The sequence below is a fragment of the Nocardiopsis sp. NRRL B-16309 genome, from assembly GCF_001279585.1.
Taxonomy (GTDB): Bacteria; Actinomycetota; Actinomycetes; order Streptosporangiales; family Streptosporangiaceae; genus Nocardiopsis.
This window is the reverse complement of record NZ_LGEC01000027.1, coordinates 144,040-164,882: the sequence shown is the minus strand read 5'-3', so window position 1 is coordinate 164,882 and position 20,843 is coordinate 144,040. Positions and strand designations below refer to the sequence as shown.

Below are 20,843 nucleotides of genomic sequence, written 5' to 3'. Positions count from 1 at the left end.
CGGGAACGTCCACGTGGTCGCTACCAACCGGTAACCCCATGGTGCCCGGGCGGTGTCCTCGACTGGACAGGCTGTGCTGTCGTGTACAGACGAACTGCCCCCGCCCTCATCGTCGCCCTGATCCTCCCCCTCTTCGTGGCCGTGGGACCCGTGGCCGCCGACTCCGGACCACCCCGCATCGCCACCTACAACGCCTACCTGCTGCCCCGCGTGCTCTACCCCAACTGGGGCCAGGAGATCCGCGCCGACCTCATCGCCCGGGACGGCGTCGTGTCCGGACAGGACGTCGTGGTCCTCCAGGAGCTCTTCGACAACGCCTCCGCCGACGTCCTGCGCGCCGGGATCGCCGACGAGTACCCCCACGGCACGCCCGTCGTGGGGCGCTCGCGTTCCGGATGGGACGCCACCACCGGCTACCGCGGCCACACGACCACCAACGGCGGTGTCAGCGTCCACAGCGTCTGGCCGATCGTCCGCCGCGAACAGCACATCTTCACGCGCTCCTGCGGCTCCGACTGGTTCGCCAACAAGGGCTTCGCCCTGGTGGAGCTGGACACCCCCGAGGGTCCGCTGCACGTCATCGGCACCCACATGCAGTCCGAGGACGGCTCCTGCGCCGACGGCGAGGACGAGGACATCCGCACCCACCAGCTCGGCCAGATCCGCGCCGCCGTCGACGGGATCCCCGACGGCGAACCCGTCTACGTGGCGGGCGACCTCAACATCGTCGGCGGCGGCGGGGAGTGGGACCGCGCCCTCAAGGTGCTCGACGCGGTCGAGCCGGCCTTCACCGGCGCCCCCTACTCGTGGGACACCGGCACCAACTCCATCGCCGAGTACAACTACCCCGACTGGGGACCGCAGCAACTCGACTACGTCCTGCCGATCCGGGGCGCCGCGGCCCCGCCGTCGTTCACCAACGAGACGCGCGACGTCAAGAGCGAACCGTGGTCCGTGTCGTCCTGGGGCCGGACCTACACCTACGACGACTACTCCGACCACTACCCGGTCTTCGGCACCGCCGGCTGAGGCCTCGGCCGCTTCACGGGCCCGGGCGCGGTGCCGTCAGTACCGTGCCCGGGCGCTGGCTCGCCGTACGCCCCCGCGGCCGGCGAGCCAGGTCACCCCCAGCACGTACGCCCCCACCTGGACCGCGGTCAGCGCCAGTCCGAGCGGAGTCCCCGCGGCCGGCGGAAGTCCGGCGCCGAGGACGGCCCCCGTGCCGACCTCCGACAACCGGCCCTCGTAGGCCGTGAGCAGGAACTGGACCAGGCTGCTGACCACGTGGAGGCCGATCGCGGCCTCCACGCCCCCCGTGCGCCAGGTCAGCCAGGCCATCCCCAGCCCCATGACCGTGAGCGAGGACGTCACCCACGGGTCGTCGGGATGCGTGGCCGCGTACAGCACCGGGACCAGGGTGCCGCCGGCCAGGACCGCCGTTCCCGGCGAGCGCAGCACGCGCGAGGCGGCGCTCCGGCCCCGGCGCTCGCCCGGGCCGGCGCCCAGGGAACCGACGAGCTGCATCATCAGCCCCCGCACGGTGAGCTCCTCGGCGGCGGCCTGGAACGGCACCAGCAGGACGATGACGACCACCGCCGCGGCGAACACCTCCGCTCCCCCGGTCGCCCGCACGGGCCCTGTCCCCGGGGCCAGGCTGTCCACCAGGTACAGGAAGGCGATCAGGCACATCGCGACGGGCACGACCGCGACGGTGAGGCAGCGGAGCAGCCAGCGCCAGCGCAACCGGCCCTCCACCGACATCAGGGTTCCCACACGGCGCCACTGCACCACGCGCACCACGAACAGCACGATGGGGATCAGGAGGGCCGTCGGCGCGAGCCCGAAGGCGAGCCCCGCCACCTCCCCGACGCTCATCGCGTCGGGGGCCAGGCCGCTCCCACCGATCACCGCGACGATCGTGATCGCGAGCACGATGCCGATCCACAGGAAGACCAGGAGGACGCCGAAGACCAGCAGGGACAGCAGTGGCGTCCACCACCGGAACCGGGAGTTGCGCCCGAGCCTGTGGTAGGGCTCACCCTCCGGCAGGCCCGCGCTGGCGAACTCGTTGGTGCGCACCGGACGCGGCGGGGGCCAGGCCCACACGGACGCCTCGGCGCTGACCGCGGGCTGTCCCCCGGGCGGCGTGAGCCGCCCGCCCCCGGGCGGGCCCGCCCAGTCCTGCTCGTGCGGGTAGCCGTCGAGAGCCCGTCCCTCCGACCCCTCGGGCGCGGCGGGCCAGGACGAACCAGGCGGCGGTGGAACATTTCCCATGGTGCGCCGAGACTACTATCCGGCCCTGTATTGCCCGCGTTAAGGACCTGCCGTTATCGGACGATCACCGTGCGGATCAAAAGGCGTGGTCCGGGGGCTGCCGGCGCCGGTTCCCGGGGGCCGCCCGCGCCGGTTCCCGGGGCCTCTCGAACCGGTTCCCGGGCGGTCCGCGCCGGCCCTCTGGGCCGCTCCCGCCGGGCCCCGCGCGCTCGGCCCCGGTTCCCGGAACGGCCCTCCGAATCCTCGGGCGGTCCGCGTCGGTCTCCGAACGGTCGGCGTCGGTTCTCCGGCGGCCCGCGCCGCGGACGGCCCCCTCCGTGGCCCGAGCCACCCCCCGAGCGGAATAGTCGGCGCCCCGCGGCCCGTTGTGACAGGTGGTCGCGTGGGTCCGACTCCACAGGCCGAGTACCTCATCCCACTGACCTACGATTGAGTACATGTCCTCCACACCATCCACCGAGCAGGTGCGCAAGGCCCTGGCCACGGTGCAAGATCCGGAGATCCACCGCCCCATCACCGACCTCGGCATGGTCAAGAGCGTCGACATCGCCGACGACGGTGCCGTCCGCGTCGGCATCTACCTGACCGTCGCCGGATGCCCGATGAAGGGACGCATCGAGAAGGACGTGACCGAAGCGGTGACCAAGGTCGCCGGGGTCACCTCCGTCAGCGTCGAACTCGACGTCATGAGCGACGAGCAGCGCAAGGAGCTGCAGACGCAGCTGCGCGGCGGCCAGGCGGAGAAGGAGATCCCCTTCGCCAAGCCGAACTCGCTCACCAAGGTCTTCGCCGTCGCCTCCGGCAAGGGCGGGGTGGGCAAGTCCTCCGTCACGGTGAACCTCGCCGCGGCCATGGCGGCCCAGGGCCACAAGGTCGGCGTCGTCGACGCCGACATCTACGGCCACTCGGTGCCCCGCATGCTCGGCGCGGCGGACTACCCGACCAAGGTCGAGGACATGATCCTCCCGCCCACCGCGCACGACATCAAGGTCATCTCGGTGGGCATGTTCACCCAGGGCAACCAGCCCGTGGTGTGGCGCGGCCCGATGCTGCACCGCGCGCTCCAGCAGTTCCTGTCGGACGTGTACTGGGGCGACCTCGACGTCCTGCTGATGGACCTGCCCCCGGGCACCGGCGACATCGCCATCTCGGTCGCGCAGCTGCTGCCGAACGCCGAGCTGCTCGTGGTGACCACCCCGCAGATGGCGGCGGCCGAGGTCGCCGAGCGGGCCGGGGCGATCACGGCGCAGACCCACCAGCGCATCGCCGGCGTCATCGAGAACATGTCGTACTTCGTTCCCCCGGGCGGCGGGGAGCCGCTGCGGCTCTTCGGCGAGGGCGGCGGCCAGACGGTCGCCGACGCCCTGAGCCGGACGCTGGGCACCACCATCCCGCTGCTGGGACAGATCCCGCTGGACACCCGGGTGCGCGAGGGCGGCGACGAGGGCAACCCCCTCGTCCTGAGCGACCCCGACGCCGAGGCCAGCAAGATCATGACCTCGATCGCCGAGTCCCTGGCGGGCAAGCCGCGCGGACTCGCGGGCATGCAGCTGGGCATCTCCCCGGCCGGCCGCTGACGGTCGCGCGGGAACACCGCGCACGACGTACGACGAGGGCCCCGGGAGCGTTCCGCACCGCTCCCGGGGCCCTCGCCGCGTCAGTCGGCGGTCGCGCCCAGGGTGATGCTGGTGCTCTCGCGGGTGCCGTCGCGCTCGTACTCCAGCTCGACCTCGGTCCCCGGGGTCCGGTCGCGCAGCATCGCCATCAGCTCCGATCCGGACTGCACCCGGCGGCCGTCCAGGGACACGATGACGTCACCCGACCGCAGACCCGCCTCGTCGGCCGGTCCGCCGGGCTCGACGGCCGAGGAGCCCTCGGCGACGACCGCACCGGCGATCGGGCTCTCCAGGTCGATCTCCGCGCCGATGTCGGCGTAGCTGGTCTCGCCGTGGTCCACGAGCCGGTTCACCACGCGCTCCGCCTCGTTGGAGGGGATCGCGAAGCCCAGTCCGATGTTGCCCGTGGACTCGCCCATGTAGCCGGCCATGCTCACGATCATCGAGTTCACGCCGATGACCCGGCCCTCGGAGTCCACGAGGGGACCGCCGGAGTTGCCCGGGTTGATCGCCGCGTCGGTCTGGATGGCGTAGAACCGGCTGGCGTTGGGGCCCTCACCGGAGCTGACCGGGCGGTCGACGGCGCTGATGATGCCCTGCGTGACGGTACCCGCGTACCCCAGCGGCGCGCCGATCGCGATGACCTCGTCGCCCACGAGCGCCTGGTCCGAGTCGCCGAACTCCAGCGCCTCGACGTCGTCCTTGGGGGATTCCAGCGCCAGGACGGCCAGGTCCGAGCTGGGATCGGAGCCGATGACCGTGGCGTCGGACAGGGTGCCGTCGCTGTACTCGATCCGGATGCCGTCCTCCTCCAGCACGGAGGAGACGTGGTCGTTGGTGACGATGCGGTCGCCGCTGATGACGAACCCGGAGCCGCCGCCACCGATCCGGGAGTCCGCGCTCTGGATGGAGACCACGCTCGGGCTGACCCGCTGGGCCACGCCCGCGATCGTGTCGGGGTCGCGCTCGGGGGCCTCGGGCGGGGGCTCGTTGAGGTTGGCGCCCTGCTCCTCGGCCTCGGCCGCCGGTTCGGCCGGACGGTTGAGGAACGCGCCCGCCACACCGCCGGCGCCGCCCGCGACGAGGGCGACGACGAGCATGCCGGACAGCGCCATCCAGGCGGGGATCCCGCGGCGCCGGGGCGCCGGGGCGCCGTAGTGGCCCGGCTGCTGGCCGGGGTGCGGGCCGCCGGGACCCGGCGGCTGTCCGGCCGGTGGTCCCGCGGGGCCCTGCGGCTGGCCGGGGTTGGGGCCCGCGGGACCCGACTGGTGCCCGTGGGACGGACCGCCGGAGCTCTGCGGCTGCCCGTGGGCCGGCGCGCCGGGGCTCTGCGGCCGACCGGTGGGCGGTCCGTTGGTGCCCTGGGGTCGGCCGGGGGTCGGACCGCCAGTGCCCTGGGGTTGGCCGGGGTTGGGGCCTCCCGAGCCCGGTGACCGCATGGACGGGGACCCGCCGGGGCCCTGCTGCGACGCGGTACCGGACCCGCCGGATCCCTGCGGCTGCCCGGCGACGGGCCCTCCCTGGACCGGTTGCTGGCCAGGGGGCGGTCCGCCGGGCCCCATGGCCGCGGGGGCGGGGTGGCCCTGGGGTCCTTGTTGTCCGGTGGGGTTCATGGGGTTGACGTTGCCAGGCGCTTCCGTCGGGGCTCCTGTCGGCCGCGCCCCCGACCCGGCCGATGGCGCGGCGGTGCCGGCGGCCCCGGGGGCGGGGAAGGAGCCCGTGTGCGCGGGCGCGGCGAATCCCGGGGCCGCTCCGGTCGGCGGACGACCGGCCGGCGGCCCGGGGGGCCCGCCTGCGTCGGGGGGTGTTCCACCCTGGGGTGGGGTCGCCCGCCCGGGGTCTCCCCCGTGGTCCGGCCGACCGAAGTCCTCACTCAAGACCTGCTCCGTACATCGCTTGGCGTTCGGTCTGCGCGGCCACCCGGAGATCTCAGACGAACCCCAGCCGGGACAGGCCGCGCTGCACTCTGGCCCAGAAGCCGGAACCCTCGGGTCCCGGCAACGCGCTCACCGCGGAGGAGGCCAGTCCCGCGGGGGCGTCGGCCAGCACCGTGTAGACGAAACCGTCCGCCTGCCACATGCTCTGGTACTGCCCGACCTCGCCGCCGAAGATCGTGTCATGTTGTGGTGTGACGCCACGTCCCCCCTCCCCGGTTCCGACATATCCGTTGTGAAGTGAAGTCGGGTGCTCCGTCCCCAGCTTCCCACGTTGGGCGAAAACCGACACCTGGGACAGCCCGTCGGAGTAGACCAGGTGCACCACCCGCCGCCGTCCGTGTTCGGTGGACCGGGCGTCGACCAGGCGCAGGTCCCAGGTCAGGTGCTCGGGCAGGACCCAGCCCTTGCCGCGCAGCTCCTCGCGCTCGTCCGCCGTCAGCGCGTCGCCCCAGGGCTCGCCGCCGACCGCGTCGGACGGCCAGTGGCCGCCGCCGAACTCGATCCCGCTCAGCCGGGTGCTCAGGGCCGCGCGTCCGGAGTCCTCGTACACGGTCCGGCCCAGCAGGACGCCGGACTCCTCGTCCACCCAGAAGCGCCCGGCGACCGTGCCGTCCGCGCGCAGGGCCATCACCACGCGGGCGGCGCGCCCGTCGACCTCGGTGGGGCCGTGGTCGGCCACCTCGTAGGTGTCCTCCAGCATGGCCAGCAGGCGTTCGTCGAGCGCCACCAGGGCCGAGGAGTCGCCCACGGCGAAGGTGTAGCCCCCGGCGGTCCCGTCCTCGGCGACGGGGGCCAGGGCGAGGCCCTCCCCCGGCTGGTTGACGACCCGGATCCGCACGGTCTCACCGCCGAGCTCCTCGGGCCCGCGCAGCTCGCGCACGCCGGTGTAGGCGACCGTGTCGTCCGCCGCTGCCGCCGCCCGGAGGACGGCCATGCCGTCGTCACCGCCGTCCGCGGAGACCTCGTCGGCGTCGGGAGGGGTCGCGGCGGTCAGCAGGACGGCGCACAGCAACACCACGAGCAGCTGTGTCACCGGGGCGGGGCGCGGGGCGGAGGAGGGGTCCTCCGCGCTCACCGGGTCGTTTCGCTGGAACCGGTCTCGTCCGGTCCCTGGGAGTGGACGTGCCGGACCTCGGCGGCCGGAACCTGTCGGCTGGTCACCGCGTGCTCGACGGCGTAGTCGGACAGCCGCGGCTCCACCACCGGGGTGTCCTCGGTGTCACCGCCCGCCACGAACGCGGTACCGAGCAGAGCCGTGGCCACAGCGAAGCCCGCGACGGCGTAGCGGCCGCCGCCGAAGGGCGGCAGGAACTGGGCCAGGCGCTCGCCACGGCGGCGCGGGGCGCGCTCGGGGCGGGCGGGCGGGGTCGGTTCCACCGGCGCGGCGGCGGGCTCGGGAACGACGGACTCGGCCGCGAGCGGGCCTCCCCAGGGAAACCCCCCGATGGGACGGGAGGAGCCCAGGGGCGGGCTGGAGCCGAAACCCCAGCCGCCGGTCGGCCCCGAGGGGCCCTGGGAGCCGTCGTCGTTGGCGGAGGCGGCGTGCGAGAGGTTGGAGAGCCGTCCCAGGAAGTCCATGTCCGGCTCGGGCTCGCACAGGCCGGTGAGGCGGCGCTTGAGCCGGCGCATCATGTCCGCCTCGACGCGGCAGGGCTCGCACTTGGCGAGGTGGATGAGCGCGCGCTCGTGCTCGACCGCGCCCAGTTCGCCGTCCACGAGCGCGGACAGGCGCTCTCCGAGGTGTTCCGTGCTCACTGCTGCGCCTCCCCGTTGATGGCGTTCGCGCCGGCCTGGCCCTCGGCCTCGGCGGCCAGCGACCGCCTGTGCTCCAGGGCGCGGCGCAGCTGGGCACGCCCCCGGTGGATGCGGCTGCGGACGGTGCCGAGTTTGACGTCGAGCGTCGCCGCGATCTCCTCGTAGGAGAGCCCCTCGATGTCGCACAGGACCACGGGGGCGCGGAACTCGGCGGGCAGGGCGTCCAGCGCGCTCTGGACGTCGGCGTCGAAGTGCCGGTCGTCGTAGCGCTGGGCGGGTGAGGGCTCACGGCCCTCCAGGCGCTCGTCGGCGTTGTCGGCCAACCCCTCGAAGCGGATCCGCGCCCTGCGGCGCGCCATGTCCAGGAAGAGGTTCGTGGTGATGCGGTGCAGCCATCCCTCGAACGTGCCGGGGGTGTAGTTGGCCAGGGAGCGGAACACCCGGATGAAGACCTCCTGCGTGAGGTCCTCGGCGTCGTGCTTGTTACCGGTCAGGCGGTAGGCCAGCCGGTACACACGGGGAGAGTGGACGCGGACGACCTCGTCCCAGCTCGGGGGTTCCCATGCCTCGAAATCAACGGCCGGGCCGGACTCTGGCACCGCTGCTCCCTTCATCCCGTCGATCCGTCCGTCGAAGACTGGTCGGGGGGAGTTGCTTCGTGGCGATCAACGTACGTTCATCCGGATTCAACGCTATCCGGCCCCGCGAAGTTCCCGCGGCCACACGCGGAGTTTGCCGGACGCACGCGCTAGTCTTTTGCCGGGGACATGACCTGGTGGCGACCATCCTTGCACGATGAGTGACGCATCCCCGGTCAGCGTCCCCGCCCATTCGTGACCACGGCAGTGGGAGGCCGTCATCGCCAGTCCAGATGAGAGCGCGGCCCAGATCACCTGGGTGCGCGAGCAGGCCAGGTTCGAGCAGGACGCGATGGAGGACGGCCCGCTGGCCGACGCCTACGACGCGGGCGTGCGCTCGGCGACCGCCCCGGTCGACGCCGCCACGGGCGCGGCCCTGCGGTTCCTGGCCGCGGCGATCGGCGCCCGCGCGGTGGTCGAGGTCGGCACGGGATGCGGGACGTCGGGGATCTGGCTGCTGCGGGGCATGGCTCCCGACGGCATCCTGACCACCGTCGACACGCGCGCCGAGTTCCAGGAGTTCGCCCGCTCCGCCTTCTCCCGCGCCGGTTTCGGCGCCGGACGGGCACGGCTCATCCGGGGCTCGGCGCTGGAGATGCTGCCGAGGCTGACCGACGGCGGCTACGACATGGTGTTCGTGGACGCCGACCCGGAGTCCGCGCCGCGCTACCTGCGCGAGGCACGGCGGCTCCTGCGCCCGGGCGGCGTGGTCGTGTTCAACGACGCCACGCCCGCCCCCTCCGAGCCGGACGGCCCGCTGCGGGTGCCCGACCCCGCCGAGACGGCGGTGCGCGAAGTGATCCAGCAGGTCCGCGAGGACGAGTCGCTCATCCCGCTGCTGCTGCCCATCGGCCAGGGACTCCTCGCCGCCCTCGCGCTTTAGCGCGTGCACCTGCTCGCCTGCGGGGCCCGTGGGGGTGAGAGGTGAGTGGTTCCGCTCGCGGGGACCACAGGGGGGTTGATCCGGGCCAAAGCAGGAAGGTCCGCGCCGTAGGCGTCCGTTGAGGGTGGTGGCGGGCGACGGCGTGGGCACGAGCGGAGGCCCGAAGAAAGCACAGTGAGGGCGCCGACGGGTCCTGGAGGGCCTGAAGGTGGGCCCGCGAGGAACGAGCGGGCACACCGGAAGGACCGAAGGCCCCGTCTCAAGGGCGCCCGAACCGCCCGAGCCAGCGCAGCAGCGTCCGGGTCGAGAACGCGGTCCCGCCCTTGCTGAGCAAGCCGTCCTCCTTCATGGAGCGGCCGGGACCGGCGATGTCGAGGTGGGCCCAGGGCACATCGCCGACGAACTCGCGCAGGAAGAGCGCCGCGTCCGTGGCGCCCGCGGGGCCGAACTCCTTGCGGGTGCCGATGTTGGCCAGGTCCGCGACCCGCGAGTGCGTCGTCTCGACGTACTCCTCGGTCAGCGGCATCCGCCACAGCGGCTCGGCGGACTCGGTGCCCGCGCGCTCGATCTCGGCCGCGACCGTGTCGTCGGTGCTGTACAGGGCGCCGATGCCGGTGCCCAGCGCGACCTTGGCCGCGCCCGTCAGGGTGGCCACGTCCACGATCACGTCCGGGCCGAGTTCGGCGACGGCGTAGCCCAGGGCGTCCGCCAGGACCAGGCGCCCCTCGGCGTCGGTGTTGAGCACCTCGACGGTCTTGCCGCTGTAGGTGGTCAGCACGTCGCCGATCCGGGTGGCGTCGCCGGAGAAGGCGTTCTCCGCCAGCGGCAGCAGACCGGTGACCCGCACGCGCGCGCCGACCGCGCGCAGCGCCGAGAGCACGGCGAGCACGATCGCCGAGCCGCTCATGTCGGTCTTCATGAGCTTCATGTTGTCGTTGGGCTTGAGGGAGAGCCCGCCGGTGTCGAACGTGATGCCCTTGCCGACCAGCACCACGTGGGCGGTCGGATTCTCGGGCGTGTAGGAGAGCTGCACCAGCCGCGGGGGCCGCGCGGAGCCCTGGCCCACGGCCAGGATCGCGCCGAAGCCGTCCTCGGTCAGCTCCTTGTCGTCCCACACCCGCACGTCGAGACCGGACTCGGCGGCGACCTCGCGGGCCCGCCCCGCCATCCACTCCGGGTCCTTGGTCAGGGAGGGCGTGTTGATGAGGTCCCTGGCCAGGGCGGTGGCCGAGGCCAGGTCGCCGCCGCGGCGCAGGGCGTCGGCCAGGTCCGCGGCGCCGGCCCCGACGACCTCGACGGTGGCCGCCGGGCGCTTGGCCCTGGGGGTCTCACCGGTCCTGAGCGTGAAGGTGTACGAGGCCAGCAGCACGCCTTCGGCGAAGGCCACCGCGGCCGCTTCCCCCGACCCGGGCCAGGCCAGGGCCACGGCCCCGGAGCCGCGCGCGGACCGGGCCAGGGCGGCGCCGGCCTTCCGGAGGTCGTCGGGCGAACCCGAGCCGACCCCCAGAAGCGCCAGCCGTACCAGGCCGCGGTCCCGGGCCACCGGGAACTGGACCAGCTCACCGGCCTTGCCGGTCAGCGAGTAGTGCGTGAACAGATCGCGGAGCGCGGCAGGGAGCACCTGTGTCAGTCCGCCGTCGGCGACACCGTCGACCGCCGTGGGCCCGTCGTCCCCCGCGAGCACGGGGAGGACCAGCAGGTCCGCGGTGGAATCGGCGAGGTTGCCCGCAACAGGGTGGATCTGCGTGGCGAATGGCACAGGCCGCTCACAATCGTTCACTCTTCGGGAGGTGGTCTACCTCGGGGGTCGTCAGGGCGTTCCGGCCCTTGGTGGGGGACGGTATCGGTACCGGCCGCTAGCCGACGACGCCCTTCAGCGCGTCCCGGAGCTCGACCGCCTCGTCTGGTGTCAGCTCGACGACCAGGCGTCCGCCGCCCTCCAGCGGGACTCGCATGATGATGCCGCGACCCTCCTTGGTGACCTCCATCGGCCCGTCGCTGGTCCTCGGCTTCATCGCCGCCATGCCATTCCCCTTTCTTGGTGTTCCTCGCGGGTGACCGAGTCACAGCACCGGCGCAGGTCAGCTGAGTCGTCTCGGCTCGGAAAACCGTGGCAGGCTCCGTGTGAGTCGTGTCCGTGTGACGTGAGGGACATGAATCACCCTTCGACCATTATCTCGGAAGGTTGACCCCTGCGTGTGCGCGAGGCGACGGCCGGGCCGTCGCCTCGAACGCTCTCCTGCGAGGAATCGTTGGTCAGTTAGCTTATATCGGTCCTGACCGAAACCCGTTCGGTGCGGGCGCGTGCGCGGCGGCGATCACTCCAGCTGGCCCGTGGAGATCATCCTGGTGCCCTCGCGGGTCACCGACGACCACTCGGCCGCCAGCCCCTCGCCGTCGGGCAGGACGGTCAGCTCGGCCTCGTCGACGCACCGGTCCTGCGGGTCGGCCGTCTCGGTGTAGGTGTAGACCAGCCGGTCGCCCTCGGCGGCCGTCTGCACCAGCGTCCCCGAGCACGCGAACGTCGTCCACGCGGTACTGCCGCGCTCGGCGCCGTCCTCGATGCGCACCTCGGCGTGCCAGTCGGCGACGTAGTCGCCCTCGGTGTCGACCTGGACCATCTCCCCGGACCAGGAGCCCACGAACACGTCCAGGTGCGTCCGACCGGCCCCGGCGGCGTCCTCCCCGGACTCGTCGGCGGAAAAGGTCAACGCGGCCGCGATCCCGCCCGCGAGCGCGAGCACGGCGGCCACGGCGGCGGACACCACGATCACCTGGCGACGGCGGCGGGCGCTGTGCCGGGTCGACCTCGGCGGCGGCCAGAGGGACAGCTGGGTCACGGGAGAGGCCGGCGTGGGAGTGGGGGTGGTACCGCTCTCGTCCCCGGAACCCGATTCCAGTTCGGCTGCTGTGTCCATCCTCGCCATCCTCACGACGATCCGCCCGATCCGGCGGAACGGGGGCAACGCATGTACAGCGAACGAGAATAGGGCACGCGCACCCGGGCCAACCCGCCCCGACGAGACCTACGGTGTGATGCGTGACATATCCGGCGGCGTCAGCCCTGCTCGCGGCGGTCGCCCGCGGCCTCCCGCGGTTCCGGCTCCGAGGCGGCCTCCGGTGGGGAGGCGTCGTCCGGCCGCGGTGTGCCGCCCGGCTCCGGTGGGGAGTCCGCGCGGGCCGGTCCGTCCGAAATCCCCCCGGACCGGGACCCGGCGGCGGAATCCGAGCGAGGCGGTCCGTACGCGCGGCCCCCGGACCGCGGCTCGAACACGGAATCCCCGCGGGCCGGTCCGTCCGAAAACCCCTCGGCTCGGGACTCGAACACCGAATCGGCACCGGCCGGTCCCTCCGCTCGCCCCTCTGACCGGGGCTCGGCGGCGGCGCCCGGCCAGGTCGGCGACGCCTGCTCCGACCAGTTGCCGGGCTCGGAGCCGGTGCCCCGCTCCGGCGCGTACGCGTCCCCCGGAAGGCGGGTGGTCCGGCCGGGACCCGTCCCCTCGGGGACGTAGGAGGGGTCCAGGCGGGAGAGGCGCCACTCCAGGTCCTGGATCCGCTCCTCCCGGGCGCGCAGCGTCGCGGCGAGCCGCACCAGCAGCTCGTCCACCGCCCGCACGTGGTAGCCCCACATGGCGAGCGGCAGCACCAGGCGGTTCAGGTCCGGCGGCCTGATCGCGCCGTCCTCGGGCAGGTCCAGCGGGGGGTAGTCGGCCTCGACGCGGGCGAGCCGCCCACCCTTGCCGAGCACGACGTAGACCACGCCGACGAGCACGGCCAGAGCGGCCAGGGCAACCAGGATCATGATGAAGACAGGCACGGTCCGATCGTGCCACACGCCTCCCCCGACCCGGTCCCCTCCTTACTGCTGGGGGCCCGGAGCCCGCCGCGCGGCCTCGCTCTGCTGCTGGGCGATGTCCAGGTGGGACTTGCGGATGATGTCGACGACCTCGTCGGGGTCGTCGGTCATCTGCAGCAGGTCCATGTCACCGGGGTTGATCAGCTTGTTCTCCAGGAGGCTGGACTCGATCCACTCGCGCATCCCGGCCCAGAACGACCGGCCGACCAGCACCACGGGGAACCGGGTGACCTTGTTGGTCTGGACGAGGGTGATGGCCTCGAAGAGTTCGTCCAGCGTTCCGAAGCCCCCGGGCAGCACGACGAACGCCTGCGCGTACTTCACGAACATCGTCTTGCGCACGAAGAAGTAGCGGAAGGTCATGCCCACGTCGATGTAGGGGTTGAGGGACTGCTCGAACGGCAGCTCGATCCCCAGACCGACGGACATGCCCCCCGCGTCCTGCGCCCCCTTGTTGGCGGCCTCCATCATCCCCGGGCCGCCGCCCGTGATGGTGGCGTACCCGGCCTCGGCGAGCTTGGCGCCCATGGTGACCCCGAGCTCGTAGTACTCCGAACCGGGCCGGATCCGCGCCGATCCGAACACGCTCACCGCCGACGGCAGCTCCGACAGCAGGCCGAAGCCCTCGACGAACTCCGACTGGATGCGCAGCACACGCCAGGGGTCGGTGTGCACCCAGTCGCTCGGGCCGCGGGCGTCGAGGAGGCGCTGGTCGGTGGTGGTGTTGGGGACGGCACGGCCGCGGTAGGTGAGCGGACCGACGTGCCTGTACTGCTCTTCTTCCGTCATGCCCGTCAACCTATCCGCGCCCGCCGCACTCACACCTGAACCGCATGTGACACGCCGATGGCCACATGCGGCCCGTTCGAGGTCAGCGGGCACCCGCCCGCCGACCGGAGGACGCTCACCGGTCGCCGGTCAGCCAGTCGACCATGCGCTTCTCGGCCTCGCGGATCGGCGCGATCTCGGAGTACTCGTCCTTGGTGTGCGCCAGCGTCGGGTCGCCGGGACCGTAGTTGACGGCGGGCACGCCCAGTTCGGAGAAGCGGGACACGTCGGTCCAGCCGAGCTTGGCCCGCGCCCGCCCCTCCCCGACCGCGTCGACGAACGCCGCGGCCGAGGGGTCGTCCAGGCCGGGCCGGGCGGCGGCGGAGGCGTCCACGACCCGCACCTCGAAGCCGTCGAAGACCTCGCGCAGGTGCGCCTCGGCGTCGGACAGCGACAGGTCCGGGGCGAAGCGGTAGTTGACCGTGACCACGCACTCGTCGGGGATGACGTTGCCCGCGACCCCGCCGCGGACGAACACCGCGTTGAGGCCCTCGTGGAAGCGCAGGCCCTCCACCTCGGGCTCACGGGGCGTGTAGGCGCGCAGGACGTCCAGGATCGCCCCGGCGCCGTGGATGGCGTTCTCGCCCATCCACGAGCGGGCGCTGTGCGACCGCTTGCCCGTGGCCACGACCTCCACCCGCATGGTGCCCTGGCAGCCGCCCTCGATGACGCCGTCGGTGGGCTCCATCAGGATGGCGAAGTCCCCGGCCAGCCACTCGGGGTGGTTGCGGGCCAGGCGCAGGAGGCCGTTGCGCGAGGCGTCGACCTCCTCGTTGTCGTAGAAGACGTAGGTGACGTCGTGCACGGGCTCGGAGACCAGGGCGGCGAGCTTGAGCTGGACGGCCACCCCGGCCTTCATGTCGCTCGTGCCGCAGCCGTACAGGCGGCCGTCGGCGACGTACGAGGGCACGTTGTCCGCGATGGGGACGGTGTCGATGTGCCCGGCCACCACCACGCGCCGGGGGCGGCCCAGGTTGGTGCGGGCGACCACGGCGTCACCGTCCCGGGTCACGGTGAGGTGGTCCAGAGCGGAGAGGGCGTCCTCGACCGCGTCGGCCAGGATCTTCTCGTCACCGCTCTCGGAACGGATGTCGACGAGGGCGGCGGTCAGGTCGGCCGCGTCCGAGGTCAGGTCCAGCATGGTCTCTCCGGTCAGGTCGTCGTCCACGGCGCGGTGCCCGCGCGATGACCAGCGTAGGCCCGGAAACGGCGGAGCGCCCCCTCCGGTGTGGAAGAGGCGCCCCGGTGGCCGCGGTGCCGGGTCAGGCGTTGACGCCGTGCTCGCGCAGCAGGTCGTTCAGGGCCAGCTTGTCGTGCTCCTCGCCCTCCTGGAGGCGCTTGAGCACGAGCAGCACCGGCATGCCGAACTCGCCGCCGGGGAAGCTCTTGGCGCGGTTGGCGGTGACGCACACCGACCAGGCGGGGGCCTCGCCGCGCGCCAGCTCCTCGCCGGTCTCCGCGTCGAACACGCGCGTGGACGAGGTGAGGATCGTGCCCGCGCCCAGCTTGGCGCCGGTGCGCACGCGGGCGCCCTCGACGACCATGCTGCGCGAGCCCAGGAAGGCGTCGTCCTCGATGATGACCGGGGAGGCCTGCGGGGGCTCCAGGACGCCGCCGACGCCGACGCCGCCGGACAGGTGGACGTTCTCGCCGACCTGCGCGCAGGAGCCGACCGTGGCCCAGGTGTCGACCATCGTGCCGGAGCCGACGTAGGCGCCGATGTTGGTGAACGACGGCATGAGCACGACGCCCGGGGCGAGGTAGGAGCCCCAGCGGGCGATCGCGCCGGCGACCACGCGGACACCGTCGAAACGGGTCTTGAGCGGCATGCGGTCGTGGTGGTAGAAGTCGCCGACGTGCGACTCCTTCATGTCCAGGACCTTGAAGCCGAGCAGGATGGAGCGCTTGGCGCGCTCGTCGACCACGACGGCGTCCGTGGTGGGGTCGACGAAGGCCACGCGGGCCTTGCCCTCGTCGATCTGGTCGATGGCGCCGGTGATGACGGAGCGCGCCTCGGAGTGGTCGGGTGTCAGCGTGGAGCGCTGCTCCCAGAGTTCGTCGATCTGGTCGGGCAGCGGGCTTGTGTACGAGCTGGTCATGTGCACCCACGTTAGCCGCTTCCGGCGAGTGCGACGCCGCCGCCCTGGTGCGGTCCGGCGCGCCGACTACAATGCGGGCCGTGGCGCCTGCGCGTCCCGTGCGCCGACGGAGCCAGCCTCCCGTGGCGCGACCCCACCCGTTGCCTAGCCGATGGTACGCCCGTGCCCAGTAAACGCCGAAGGATCTCCGCATTCGTCAAGATCCTGTTGTCCCTGACCCTCGCGTGCGGCGTGATCGTCGCGGGGGCCTACTACGTGCTGACCACGATCGAGCCCATCGACTCCGAGCCCGAGGTCGAGCCCGGCTGCCGCCTGGAGCTGTCCGACGGCAAGTACGACATGGAGATCGACCAGGCGGTGAACGCCGCCACGGTCGGCGGTGTCGCCTTCAGCCGGAACCTGCCGGACGAGGCGGTGACCATCGCCTACGCGACCGTCTGGCAGGAGTCGACGTTCTACAACCTGGAGTACGGCGACCGCGACTCGTTGGGCCTGTTCCAGCAGCGCCCGTCCCAGGAGTGGGGGGAGCCGGACCAGATCCTCGACCCGGTGACCTCCAGCGCCGCGTTCTACGAGGAGCTGGTCCAGGTCGACGGCTGGCAGGAGCTTCCGGTGTTCGAGGCCGCCCAGGCGGTCCAGCGCAGTGCCGACGGCTTCGCCTACGACCAGCACGAGGGGCTGTCCGAGCGGATGGCCGAGGTGTTCACCGGTGATCGCGGACCGGCCGTGACCTGCTGGTTCGACGCCGAGGGGCTGGCCGAGATCCGGGACGCCGGTTCCGGCACCGAGGACGTGCGGGCGGAGATGACCCGGGTCTTCGGCACCGACCCCACGGCCCTGCCCGAGGTGCAGGGGCACGAGACCGGGGACCTCGGCTGGGCGATGGCGATCTGGGCCGTCACCCACGCCGACGAGTACGGGCTGAGCACGGTCACCTACGGAGACCAGCGCTGGCACGCCACCGACGGCGGTCCCGGCACCGCGGGGTGGGTCGCCCTGGAGGACGTCGACACCGAGGGCCGCCTGCTGCTCAAGTAGGGACGTCCCACGCGAGGGCGCCGGGGTCCGCGCGGCCCCGGCGCCCGATCGAAGCGGTCCCGTTCACCCTGACCACAGGGGTGGCGGGCGACGGCGCGGGCACGAGCGGCGGCGAAGGCCCCGGCGTGAAGTGCCCCCGAGCCCTCGGGCGAGAGCGCCGGGAACGCGGCGGAGGCGCCGACGGATCGTGCGGGACCCGCCGTCCCCTGGCCGGGGCTCAGGACAGGCGCTTGGCCGCGGCCTCGACGCGCTCGTCGGTGGCCGTGAAGGCCACCCGGACGTGCCCGGCCCCGGCGGCGCCGTAGAACTCGCCGGGCGCCACCAGGACGCCGCGCTCGGCGAGCTCGGCGACCGCGCCCCAGGCGTCGTGGCCGGGATGGCTCGCCCACAGGTACAGGCCCGCGTCGGAGTGCTCGATCCGCCAGCCCGCGCCCTCGAAGGCGGCCCGCAGCCGGTCGCGGCGGGCGCGGTAGCGCTCCTTCTGCTCGGCCGCGTGGGAGTCGTCGTCGAGCGCGGCCCGCATGGCCGCCTGGACCGGGGCCGGGACGATCATGCCCGCGTGCTTGCGCACGGCCAGCAGCTCACCGACCAGGGCGGGGTCGCCCGCCACGAACGCGGCGCGGTAACCGGCGAGGTTGGAGCGCTTGGACAGCGAGTGCACGGCGAGCAGGTTGTCGTGGGATCCGCCGCACACGTCGGGGTGCAGGATCGACAGCGGCTCGGCACCGTCCCAGCCGAGATCGAGGTAGCACTCGTCGGAGGCCACGATCGCGCCGCGCTCACGGGCCCACTCCACGACCTTGCGCAGGTGGGCGGCGCCCAGGACGCGCCCGGTCGGGTTGCTGGGCGAGTTGACCCACACCAGTTCGACGGGCGCGGGGCCCAGGGAGGCGAGGCCGTCGGCGGGGACGGGGGCCGCCCCGGCCAGGCGGGCGCCGATGTCGTAGGTGGGGTAGGCGAGTTCGGGGTGGACGACGGTGTGTCCCACGCCCAGTCCGAGCAGCGTCGGCAGCCAGGCGACCAGTTCCTTGGAGCCCACTGTGGGCAGGACGGCGCCCTCGGCGACACGGACCCCGTGGCGGCGCTCCAGCCACGCGGCGATCGACGCCCGCAGCTCGGCGGTACCCCAGGTGAGCGGGTAGCCGGGCGTGTCGGCGGAGGCTGCCAGGGCGCTCTGGACGGACGCGGGCACCGGATCGACGGGGGTGCCCACCGACAGGTCGGCGATGCCGTCCGGGTGCGCGGCCGCCGTCGCCTTGTAGGGCGCCAGCCGGTCCCAGGGAAAGGTGGGGAGCCGGTCGGTCACGGGTCGCCGGTCTGCCATCGGTGCACACTCCAGTGTCGGTTGCTCACGACAAGCGTCGCGCCGACCCCGCCCGGGGGTCGGCGCGACACGTCACGCTCTGATCCGCGCGTCCGCGCACCCTCTGCGCCAGTGGGGTGGGGAGCCGGACGTTGCGCCCGCTACTCGGCCTGCGGCGGGAGCTTGGCGATGAGCGGGTGGTCGCGGTCGATCTTGCCGACCTTCGAGGCGCCGCCCGGCGAGCCGAGGTCGTCGAAGAAGTCGACGTTGGCCTTGTAGTAGTCCGACCACTGCTCGGGCAGGTCGTCCTCGTAGTAGATGGCCTCGACCGGGCAGACCGGCTCGCACGCACCGCAGTCGACGCACTCGTCCGGGTGGATGTACAGCATCCGGTCGCCCTCGTAGATGCAGTCCACGGGGCACTCGTCAATGCACGCCTTGTCCAGCACATCGACGCAGGGCTGCGCGATGACGTAGGTCACGTCGTACTCCTTGTCTCACCCCCGCGGTCCACGGGGGAGGCGGGGACCTTCAGGGCCTCGGGACGGAGCGGCGTGCGGGCGCCGTCCGCGCTGCTCCGGGCTCTGCAAGCAAATGGCACAGATGTCGTCCTCCTAGTATGGCGTCGAAGAACTGCCAGCGCACAATCGGGGGTCCGGTTCCATGCACATGAGAGGACGACTCGTCCATCGCATCGTTCCGGACGACGTCGGTCACCGCGTGTCGGTGCGGATCCGCCTCCCCGAGGGCGGCTTCACCGATATCGTCGGAGTCGTGGAGTCCTGGGCGGACCACGTCCTCACACTGCGGCGCCGCGACGGGTCGTCGGTGGAGATCGCCGAGTCCGACATCGCCGCGAGCCGCGTCGTTCCCCCCGTCCCCCCGCGGCGGCGTGGCGGACGGCCGCCCGAGACCCCCTGAGAGCTCATGTCGTGCCTGAACACAGGCATTTTTCGGCCCGTCCGGGGTAAGAGTCGGCTCAGCCTCAGCTCGATTCCCCTCAGGAGGTGGTGAGCGCCATCATGCGCGAAGCCGTCGCGTCCGCCCTCGCCGAGTTGGCGCGCAGGGACGAGCGGTCCGCCGGCATGGCCCGGCTCGCACTGGACGCGTTGGCGCCGGGGCAGGAACTGGAACGGATCGACCAGCACGCCGTGCAGCGGTTCTGCTGGTTCGAGCTGCCCGTGCGGTTCCAGGGTTCGGCACAGGACCAGCGGCTCGCCGCGCGCTCCCTCAGCCAGCTCTTCGACCTCCTCCAGCTGCACCGCTACGCACAGATCTGCAAGTCGGCGGAGACGACGACCGTCCTGACCGTCTACGCGCGCGACCACGACGCGGGGCTGGCCATGTTCGAGCGGCTGATGTGGGAGTCCGGAGTGGAGCCCCCCGACCTGCCCGAACTCACGTGGGGCACGGCGGTGGGCGACGCCGAGATCCTGGCGAGGCGCGAGACCGCCGCCGCGCTGGAGCTGGCGATCTCGCTGGGCGACGTGCGCCCGGGCAAGCTCGGATGGCGTCCGGCCCAGGAGCGGTTCACCCGGTCGTTCCTGACCCGGCCCGACCACCAGGGGCTGAGCCATCTGGACCGCGTCCGCGAGGAGCGGGTCCGCGCCTGGCTGGGCTCGTCGGCGCACCCGCACCGGGAGCGCCTGTGGCCGCTGGTCGGGGAGATCATCGCCGGGGCGGACGCGCCGCGCTCCGCCGAACGGGCGATGGCGCCGCTGCAGAAGCTGCTGGACCTGGCGGCGGACGGGATCGTGCTCACCCAGATCGGCTACATCGCGCCCGGCGTGGTGCGGCAGATGTGCGCCGACTTCGGTTGGCGGACCTCGCCCGACCCGCCGCGCAGTGAGACCGACGCCACCCAGCTCATCACCCTGCACCAGGTGCTGCGCGCCATGCGCGCGGTGCGCCGGTCGGGCCGCAGGCTGGTCCTGACCCGGCGCGGACGCCAGCTGCGGGAGGACCCCGAGGCGCTGTGGCGGGCCGCGACCCAGACGCTGTGCCGGACCGGAGGAGTGGAGCAGGCCGCGGCGGAGACCTTCCTGGGCCTGCTGCTCACGCGTTCGCCGCAGGGGGCGGGGTCGCACGCCCGGCGGGGCGAGTCCGACGTGTCCGCGGCCGAGCGCACGCTCACCGAGTACGGCTGGGTCCCGGTGGAGCCGCCGGTGGCGGCGGGCCGGCACGCGGCCGCGCACGGCCGGACCGCCGACGCCGCCTCGGACCAGTTGCGCGCGATGGTGATGGCGGTGGGCTGGCTGCTGGAGACGCTGGGGCTGCTCACCGAGGACGACGGCGACGGGCACCGCGAACTGACCGTCCCGGGCCGGGCGTTCGCGATCGCCTGCCTGCACCAGTCCGCCGTGGCGCCCCGGGCCGTCGTCTAGGGCGTGCCCGGCGGGTAGCCGCCGGACACGCGTCGCCCCGGCGGTCGTGCCGCGCGTTCTCCTCGGGTGACGGGAGGACCGGGTCGCGCGCGGACGGAGCGCCGCGCGCCGCTCCGGTGGAACCTCGGGCACGGTTCCCTCGGCGGACCCGGGCCGGGTCGGCCCCTGCCTGCGCGGACCCCCGGAGCGATCAGCCCCGGACCACGCGGGCCCCGGGCCGGGTCGGCCCCGG

General features: G+C 73.1%; 20 protein-coding genes. 6 read left to right on the top strand and 14 right to left on the bottom strand.

Translation table 11 applies throughout. The features are described from left to right. Nucleotides 1–81: 81 nt before the first annotated feature. Nucleotides 82–1,029, top strand: coding sequence for a sphingomyelin phosphodiesterase (gene sph, locus ADL05_RS05385; protein WP_231640609.1), 948 nt, complete (start codon nucleotides 82–84; stop codon nucleotides 1,027–1,029). Between the two features lie 36 nt (nucleotides 1,030–1,065). Here sph and ADL05_RS05380 read toward each other — a convergent pair whose 3' ends face one another. Beyond that, the gene (locus tag ADL05_RS05380; RefSeq protein ID WP_053615737.1) at nucleotides 1,066–2,079 is read right to left on the bottom strand and encodes a type II CAAX prenyl endopeptidase Rce1 family protein; all 1,014 of its coding nucleotides are present in this window, start codon (nucleotides 2,077–2,079) and stop codon (nucleotides 1,066–1,068) included. 632 nt (nucleotides 2,080–2,711) lie between these two features. On the opposite strand from ADL05_RS05380, the gene ADL05_RS05375 reads away from it, so the two are divergent. Further along, entirely contained in the window at nucleotides 2,712–3,851 is a 1,140-nt protein-coding gene (locus ADL05_RS05375; RefSeq protein ID WP_053615736.1) for an Mrp/NBP35 family ATP-binding protein, read from the top strand. Nucleotides 3,852–3,931: 80 nt separating this feature from the next. On the opposite strand, the gene ADL05_RS05370 is transcribed toward ADL05_RS05375, so the two are convergent. From ADL05_RS05370 to sigE, 4 genes are all read right to left on the bottom strand, one after another. Then, nucleotides 3,932–5,503, bottom strand: a complete 1,572-nt coding sequence (locus ADL05_RS05370) for a S1C family serine protease (RefSeq protein ID WP_231640608.1) — start codon at nucleotides 5,501–5,503, stop codon at nucleotides 3,932–3,934. Nucleotides 5,504–5,819: 316 nt separating this feature from the next. Beyond that, entirely contained in the window at nucleotides 5,820–6,902 is a 1,083-nt protein-coding gene (locus tag ADL05_RS05365; protein ID WP_053615735.1) for a transcriptional regulator, read from the bottom strand. Then, nucleotides 6,899–7,582: an anti-sigma factor gene (locus tag ADL05_RS05360; protein WP_053615734.1), complete on the bottom strand. Its 684-nt coding sequence runs from the start codon at nucleotides 7,580–7,582 to the stop codon at nucleotides 6,899–6,901. Before ADL05_RS05360 ends, ADL05_RS05365 begins: the two co-directional genes overlap by 4 nt. Next, a complete protein-coding gene (gene sigE / locus ADL05_RS05355) occupies nucleotides 7,579–8,196 on the bottom strand; it encodes an RNA polymerase sigma factor SigE (RefSeq protein WP_053615733.1) in 618 nt (205 codons plus the stop codon). Before sigE ends, ADL05_RS05360 begins: the two co-directional genes overlap by 4 nt. Before the next feature lie 316 nt (nucleotides 8,197–8,512). Here sigE and ADL05_RS05350 point away from each other — a divergent pair, with 316 nt between their 5' ends. Further along, nucleotides 8,513–9,103 carry an O-methyltransferase gene (locus tag ADL05_RS05350; protein ID WP_053615785.1) on the top strand — a complete coding sequence of 197 codons (591 nt, stop codon included), beginning with the start codon at nucleotides 8,513–8,515 and terminating at the stop codon, nucleotides 9,101–9,103. Between the two features lie 259 nt (nucleotides 9,104–9,362). On the opposite strand, the gene ADL05_RS05345 is transcribed toward ADL05_RS05350, so the two are convergent. The 7 genes from ADL05_RS05345 to ADL05_RS05320 form a co-directional block, all read right to left on the bottom strand. Then, a complete protein-coding gene (locus tag ADL05_RS05345; RefSeq protein ID WP_053615732.1) occupies nucleotides 9,363–10,862 on the bottom strand; it encodes a leucyl aminopeptidase in 1,500 nt (499 codons plus the stop codon). A 97-nt stretch (nucleotides 10,863–10,959) separates the two neighbouring features. Further along, complete coding sequence (locus ADL05_RS29385) at nucleotides 10,960–11,127, bottom strand: DUF3117 domain-containing protein (protein WP_017596980.1); 168 nt, start codon at nucleotides 11,125–11,127, stop codon at nucleotides 10,960–10,962. 294 nt (nucleotides 11,128–11,421) lie between these two features. After that, on the bottom strand, nucleotides 11,422–12,021 hold the full coding sequence (locus ADL05_RS05340) for a hypothetical protein (RefSeq protein WP_053615731.1): 600 nt from the start codon (nucleotides 12,019–12,021) through the stop codon (nucleotides 11,422–11,424). A 140-nt stretch (nucleotides 12,022–12,161) separates the two neighbouring features. After that, entirely contained in the window at nucleotides 12,162–12,920 is a 759-nt protein-coding gene (locus tag ADL05_RS32370; RefSeq protein WP_369800891.1) for a hypothetical protein, read from the bottom strand. Between the two features lie 42 nt (nucleotides 12,921–12,962). Further along, the gene (locus tag ADL05_RS05330) at nucleotides 12,963–13,748 is read right to left on the bottom strand and encodes a TIGR00730 family Rossman fold protein (protein WP_053615730.1); all 786 of its coding nucleotides are present in this window, start codon (nucleotides 13,746–13,748) and stop codon (nucleotides 12,963–12,965) included. Between the two features lie 115 nt (nucleotides 13,749–13,863). Further along, the gene (gene dapE, locus ADL05_RS05325) at nucleotides 13,864–14,928 is read right to left on the bottom strand and encodes a succinyl-diaminopimelate desuccinylase (protein ID WP_053615784.1); all 1,065 of its coding nucleotides are present in this window, start codon (nucleotides 14,926–14,928) and stop codon (nucleotides 13,864–13,866) included. Between the two features lie 121 nt (nucleotides 14,929–15,049). Further along, nucleotides 15,050–15,886, bottom strand: coding sequence for a 2,3,4,5-tetrahydropyridine-2,6-dicarboxylate N-succinyltransferase (locus ADL05_RS05320; protein WP_053615729.1), 837 nt, complete (start codon nucleotides 15,884–15,886; stop codon nucleotides 15,050–15,052). A gap of 162 nt (nucleotides 15,887–16,048) precedes the next feature. Here ADL05_RS05320 and ADL05_RS05315 point away from each other — a divergent pair, with 162 nt between their 5' ends. Further along, complete coding sequence (locus ADL05_RS05315) at nucleotides 16,049–16,924, top strand: hypothetical protein (protein ID WP_053615728.1); 876 nt, start codon at nucleotides 16,049–16,051, stop codon at nucleotides 16,922–16,924. Between the two features lie 217 nt (nucleotides 16,925–17,141). Here the strand turns inward: ADL05_RS05315 and dapC are convergent, their stop codons facing one another. After that, complete coding sequence (gene dapC, locus ADL05_RS05310) at nucleotides 17,142–18,248, bottom strand: succinyldiaminopimelate transaminase (protein WP_053615727.1); 1,107 nt, start codon at nucleotides 18,246–18,248, stop codon at nucleotides 17,142–17,144. Nucleotides 18,249–18,388: 140 nt separating this feature from the next. Further along, nucleotides 18,389–18,709 carry a ferredoxin gene (gene fdxA / locus ADL05_RS05305; protein ID WP_053615726.1) on the bottom strand — a complete coding sequence of 107 codons (321 nt, stop codon included), beginning with the start codon at nucleotides 18,707–18,709 and terminating at the stop codon, nucleotides 18,389–18,391. A 181-nt stretch (nucleotides 18,710–18,890) separates the two neighbouring features. On the opposite strand from fdxA, the gene ADL05_RS05300 reads away from it, so the two are divergent. Beyond that, a complete protein-coding gene (locus tag ADL05_RS05300; RefSeq protein WP_053615725.1) occupies nucleotides 18,891–19,148 on the top strand; it encodes a hypothetical protein in 258 nt (85 codons plus the stop codon). A gap of 101 nt (nucleotides 19,149–19,249) precedes the next feature. Continuing rightward, on the top strand, nucleotides 19,250–20,611 hold the full coding sequence (locus ADL05_RS05295; protein WP_053615783.1) for a hypothetical protein: 1,362 nt from the start codon (nucleotides 19,250–19,252) through the stop codon (nucleotides 20,609–20,611). Nucleotides 20,612–20,843 lie beyond the last annotated feature (232 nt).

What these genes read in the sequence shown, in the direction of transcription:
- ADL05_RS05375 (WP_053615736.1), top strand. Translation starts at nt 2,712, where the DNA reads ATGTCCTCCACACCATCCACCGAGCAGGTGCGCAAGGCCCTGGCCACG.
- ADL05_RS05370 (WP_231640608.1), bottom strand. Translation starts at nt 5,503, where the DNA reads ATGAACCCCACCGGACAACAAGGACCCCAGGGCCACCCCGCCCCCGCG.
- sigE (WP_053615733.1), bottom strand. Translation starts at nt 8,196, where the DNA reads ATGAAGGGAGCAGCGGTGCCAGAGTCCGGCCCGGCCGTTGATTTCGAG.
- ADL05_RS05350 (WP_053615785.1), top strand. Translation starts at nt 8,513, where the DNA reads ATGGAGGACGGCCCGCTGGCCGACGCCTACGACGCGGGCGTGCGCTCG.
- ADL05_RS29385 (WP_017596980.1), bottom strand. Translation starts at nt 11,127, where the DNA reads ATGGCGGCGATGAAGCCGAGGACCAGCGACGGGCCGATGGAGGTCACC.
- ADL05_RS05340 (WP_053615731.1), bottom strand. Translation starts at nt 12,021, where the DNA reads ATGGACACAGCAGCCGAACTGGAATCGGGTTCCGGGGACGAGAGCGGT.
- ADL05_RS05330 (WP_053615730.1), bottom strand. Translation starts at nt 13,748, where the DNA reads ATGACGGAAGAAGAGCAGTACAGGCACGTCGGTCCGCTCACCTACCGC.
- dapE (WP_053615784.1), bottom strand. Translation starts at nt 14,928, where the DNA reads ATGCTGGACCTGACCTCGGACGCGGCCGACCTGACCGCCGCCCTCGTC.
- ADL05_RS05320 (WP_053615729.1), bottom strand. Translation starts at nt 15,886, where the DNA reads ATGACCAGCTCGTACACAAGCCCGCTGCCCGACCAGATCGACGAACTC.
- dapC (WP_053615727.1), bottom strand. Translation starts at nt 18,248, where the DNA reads ATGGCAGACCGGCGACCCGTGACCGACCGGCTCCCCACCTTTCCCTGG.
- ADL05_RS05300 (WP_053615725.1), top strand. Translation starts at nt 18,891, where the DNA reads ATGCACATGAGAGGACGACTCGTCCATCGCATCGTTCCGGACGACGTC.
- ADL05_RS05295 (WP_053615783.1), top strand. Translation starts at nt 19,250, where the DNA reads ATGCGCGAAGCCGTCGCGTCCGCCCTCGCCGAGTTGGCGCGCAGGGAC.